This window comes from Microcoleus sp. PH2017_05_CCC_O_A, from assembly GCF_020738785.1.
GTDB lineage: Bacteria > Cyanobacteriota > Cyanobacteriia > Cyanobacteriales > Microcoleaceae > Microcoleus.
Genome location: NZ_JAEQCB010000260.1, coordinates 1 through 4,102, shown reverse-complemented (window position 1 = coordinate 4,102; position 4,102 = coordinate 1). Strand labels below are relative to the sequence as shown.

The 4,102-nt window shown below is 43.8% G+C and carries 3 protein-coding genes; all 3 read left to right on the top strand.

All coding sequences use genetic code 11. The annotated features are described in order from the left end of the window. The first annotated feature begins 193 nt into the window (after positions 1-193). The 3 genes from JGK20_RS33235 (at position 194) to JGK20_RS33225 (ending at position 3,733) form a co-directional block, all read left to right on the top strand. Positions 194-1,726, top strand: coding sequence for an NAD(P)/FAD-dependent oxidoreductase (locus JGK20_RS33235; RefSeq protein ID WP_293193313.1), 1,533 nt, complete (start codon positions 194-196; stop codon positions 1,724-1,726). Positions 1,727-2,034: 308 nt separating this feature from the next. Then, positions 2,035-3,249: an FAD-dependent oxidoreductase gene (locus tag JGK20_RS33230; protein ID WP_293185685.1), complete on the top strand. Its 1,215-nt coding sequence runs from the start codon at positions 2,035-2,037 to the stop codon at positions 3,247-3,249. 361 nt (positions 3,250-3,610) lie between these two features. After that, a complete protein-coding gene (locus JGK20_RS33225; protein WP_293157680.1) occupies positions 3,611-3,733 on the top strand; it encodes a hypothetical protein in 123 nt (40 codons plus the stop codon). Positions 3,734-4,102 lie beyond the last annotated feature (369 nt).

Here is a 4,102-nt window from a genome sequence, read left to right as displayed (position 1 = left end):
GGGTTAAAGATTTTATTTGATAATTTTCCATCTCCGAATACCTTCTTCGTCCACGGAGGTGGACATCGTTTGTGTAGCCGCGATTTCCAATCGCCGGGGGGCTATAAGAAATCATCTTCAGAATTTCCTCAGAATTGAGCGTTAGCCTAAAAATAGAACGATCGCCCGATTCAATCGATCGAGGAAATATCCCATGAAAACAGATTACCTCATCGTCGGTAGTGGTTTATCAGCATTGGTTTTTGGAGCCTTGATGGCCAACTCCGGCAAAATCGTGCACATCCTGGAAGCTCACGAGCATCCCGGAGGCTTTGGCCACACCTTTACAATGGCCAAAAAATACACGTTTAATGCCCAATTCCACTACGTTTGGGACTGCGGCGAAGGACATACAGTCGATCGAGTCCTCAAAAAACTCAATCTCGATCGCGATGTCACCTTTGAGCGCTACGATCCGAATGGCTTCGACCACATGAGAATGCCTGGGTACGCCCTCGATATTCCCTCGGAAGCAGAGGAATTGATCCGGCGATTGTCGGCGCTGTTTCCCGAAGCGGGCGAGAGAATTCGCAAATTCGTCAACGAAGTCGAAAAAACTGGCGAAGGACTCAGAAAACTCGCTCCTCCCGTCAAACCAATTGAATTGCTCAAAAATTTCGGTGACGTATTCTGCGCCGTCCAACACCTCAATAGCACGCTTCAGGATGTTTTTGATAAATTCCAACTCCCCCAAGGCGCCCAAACTTTATTAGCCCTGCAATGGCCGGACTTTTTGCTACCTCCTAACCAGTTGTCTTTCTATGCTTGGATTGCTTTGTTTCGAGGCTATCAAGAAGGTGCATTTTATCCGACGCAGCATTTTGAAGATGTCATCAATTCTTTAGTTAAAGTCATTGAATCCAACGGCGGGAAAGTTTTACTAAACCATGAAGTCACGAATTTCCGGCTGACAGATAGAACTGTCACGGGAGTTGAAGCGATGGATTTGACAACGCATCAAACCCATGAATTCACGGGCGACACGGTGATTTGCAACCTCGACCCCAAAAGAGCAGCCAAGATGATTGGTCAGGAACTGTTCTCAAAAACAGTGCGGCGGAAACTTGATTATGAGTATTCTGCATCCAACTACATGGTGTACTGCGTTGTCAAAGATATCGACCTGCGAGACTACGGATTTGGCAAGTGGAATACGTTTCATTCCGAACATTTGGATCTGAATGAAGCTTTTGCTCAAATGTATGACAAAAATGATTTTTCTCGTCCGAGTTTTGCGATTACAACGCCGACTTTACTCACCGAAGCGCGGCCCGATTGTCCCGAAGGTTGTCAAATTGTAGAATTTCTGACTGTGGCTAACTACAGTTATTTTAAACAACTTTGGGAGACCGACCGCAAAGCTTACAGGCAGAAAAAACAAGAGATTCTCGACTCAATTTTAGACGTAGTTGAAAAACACTATGTTCCCGATTTCCGCAAACACATGATTTTTCATATTACCGGAAGTCCTACCACTAACGAGCGCTTTTGCTGGTGTCCCAACGGCAATTCCTACGGTTCTACCCTGACGCCGAAAAACATGGGAGTCGATCGGCTAAATCACGAAACATCCCTCAACAATTTCTATTTCTGCAACGCATCCTCGGGCTATCCAGGCTTTGCACCGACATTTTGGACGGGGGCGCTGCTTTATCAACGTTTGTCCGGCGATGCGATTTTAGGCTAAGAGAAATTCGTTACTCGGCGATGGAAATCGCTAGTTGTGAAACGAAGTCTACCTCCGCAGACTAAGAAATAAAAAGGGCATTACATCCAACCAGCCAGAAAACTAGAAACAGCTTCTAGCCCCCCCCTTATTAAGAGGAGTTAGGTAGGGCGGTTTATTGTCGTCAGACGAATTAGGTACGTAGTTGCGCTTCAGCGCTCTTTCCTAATATTTATAAAGAGCGCTGAAGCGCAACTACATACCTTCTTTTTTTAAGCTCTTAAGCATTCGATGATTAATGTTCCACTCTATCAATTTAGGAGAGAACCATGAGAATTGCAATTGTTGGGGGCGGAGCTAGTGGTATGGCTACAGCCTACTGGCTCAACAAACAGGGACACCACGTCACTGTGTTGGAAAGTCAGCCGATTTTAGGCGGACACATTCGGACGCTCAATAAAAATGTTTTGCCCAATCAATCTGAGTGCAATGAAATATTAGAAAATGGGGTGCTAGAATTTCCCACTGTGTTTTACAATTTCGCGGCTTTAATGCAGGAGCTAGGCGTTGAATTAGAACCCGTGCAGATTGGTTCATCGCTATTTTTTAAAGATGGCGGTCACTTTTTGTCAGCGGTTGCTATTCAAAAAAATTTTACGGGAATGCAACGCTTGATTGAGTATTTGCAACTCGACAGTCTCTATGCTCGTTCGGCTGGATTTCTGCTAAAAATGCGGTTTGCCAAACAGCACGATTTCTACGATATGCCACTTTCTCATAGTTTAAAAAAGTCGTGCGTCCGCAATGATTGGCTGAAGTTGCTGACGATGTACAGCTACTCGATACCGTTTGAATTGCTCGACGATTTTCCAGCGGAATTGGCGATGCCGGTGCTGCGCGAATATGCTTCGGTGAATTGGGTGAGGATTAAAGGGGGGGTCTATTCTTACATTGAAAAGATTCTGGAGCGGTATAAGGGTGATATCCTGCTGAATGTGGAGATTGCTAAGATTTTCAGAAGTGCTGGTGCTGTAAAAATTGTGCTGGCAAATGGGGAGACTCAGGAATTTGATAAGGTGGTGTTTGCGATGCCGCCAGACCAAGTGATGAGGCTGTTGGCTGACCCGACGGAGGCGGAAACGAAGCGGTTTGCGGCCTGGAAACCCAATTATGCCACGACTGTGCTGCATTCGGATACTTCGATGTACGATCGCTACGGTATTCGCAAGTTATCGGAATTCGATTTTTTCGAGACGGACAAGGGATGGGGCTACAATGCAAGCTTGAATCAGCTTTGCGGCATCACATCGCCGCGAGAGTACAGTTTAGCTTTTCATCTGGATGAATTGATTGCAAAAGAGCAAATTATTCACATTCAGAAACATCACACACCATTATATACAGTGGAGTCTTTCCGATATCGAGATGAAATTATCGAGACTAATGGCGAGAATCATACCTATCATGCGGGAGCTTATTTGGGAGATGGCTTGCACGAAGGAGCGATTACCTCTGCTTTGCGAGTCGCGAAATTAATCGGGTGAGTGGAACGTTGATGCTACAAACTCTAGGAAATAAAGTAATTTCCGACATTCTACACATGAGGAATTTATGGATATGCCTAAGAGTAGATGCTAGGAGTGCAAAACATAGTTTATAATCTACCAAAGATGATACGATACTAACAGCAAGTAAACTCGTGTCCGCTGAAAACACTGTAAAATAAGTTTGTAGTGGGTTAAGTCCTCAGAAAATGCTGAAGAATTAAGTCCTGACTACAAACTTATTCTATTAAGGCTAATTGACCGAACACGATATCGCACCTGTCTGTCGGGCAACTCCTTTTACTTGCAGTTAGGCAGAGGTTTCTATCGATGTTTTTTGAGTCAAAATTGAGGAATGATTATGTCAAAAGAAAGAAAAAGCAACAAAGAAGTCAAAAAGCCAAAAAAACAACCTGATGGTGTTGCTAAGCCGAAGGATGACAATAAAAATTTTGGTAGCAGGGACGGTCAGAAGGAGAGATAGCTGCCATTCTCGGGATGGCGATTAATTTTGTTTGATTGTCATTCCTCTCAAGTTTCAACCTATTTAAATATCCCGTTTTCGGCTCATCTGAAAACGGGTTTATTATTAAATCATATCCGCAGAGAATGCTCGCAATCATCAGATGGGTTTATCATGGTAATTTAGCCATAGGATATTATATTTAGGCTATATGGGCGGTTTTATTGTCGTCATACAATTTAGGTACGTAGTTGCGCTTCAGACCTATTTCCTAATATAAGCTAAGAACCTTTAACCCACATTCCGCAGATATTCGATCGGATTTAATTTCAAAAGAATTCAGAATTCTCAAAACCTCAAATAATTGCTCTGCAATCATTTGAGGCTTTT

Excerpts from the sequence above, each read along its gene's own strand:
- JGK20_RS33235 (WP_293193313.1), top strand. The coding sequence starts at position 194 with ATGAAAACAGATTACCTCATCGTCGGTAGTGGTTTATCAGCATTGGTT.
- JGK20_RS33230 (WP_293185685.1), top strand. The coding sequence starts at position 2,035 with ATGAGAATTGCAATTGTTGGGGGCGGAGCTAGTGGTATGGCTACAGCC.
- JGK20_RS33225 (WP_293157680.1), top strand. The coding sequence starts at position 3,611 with ATGTCAAAAGAAAGAAAAAGCAACAAAGAAGTCAAAAAGCCAAAAAAA.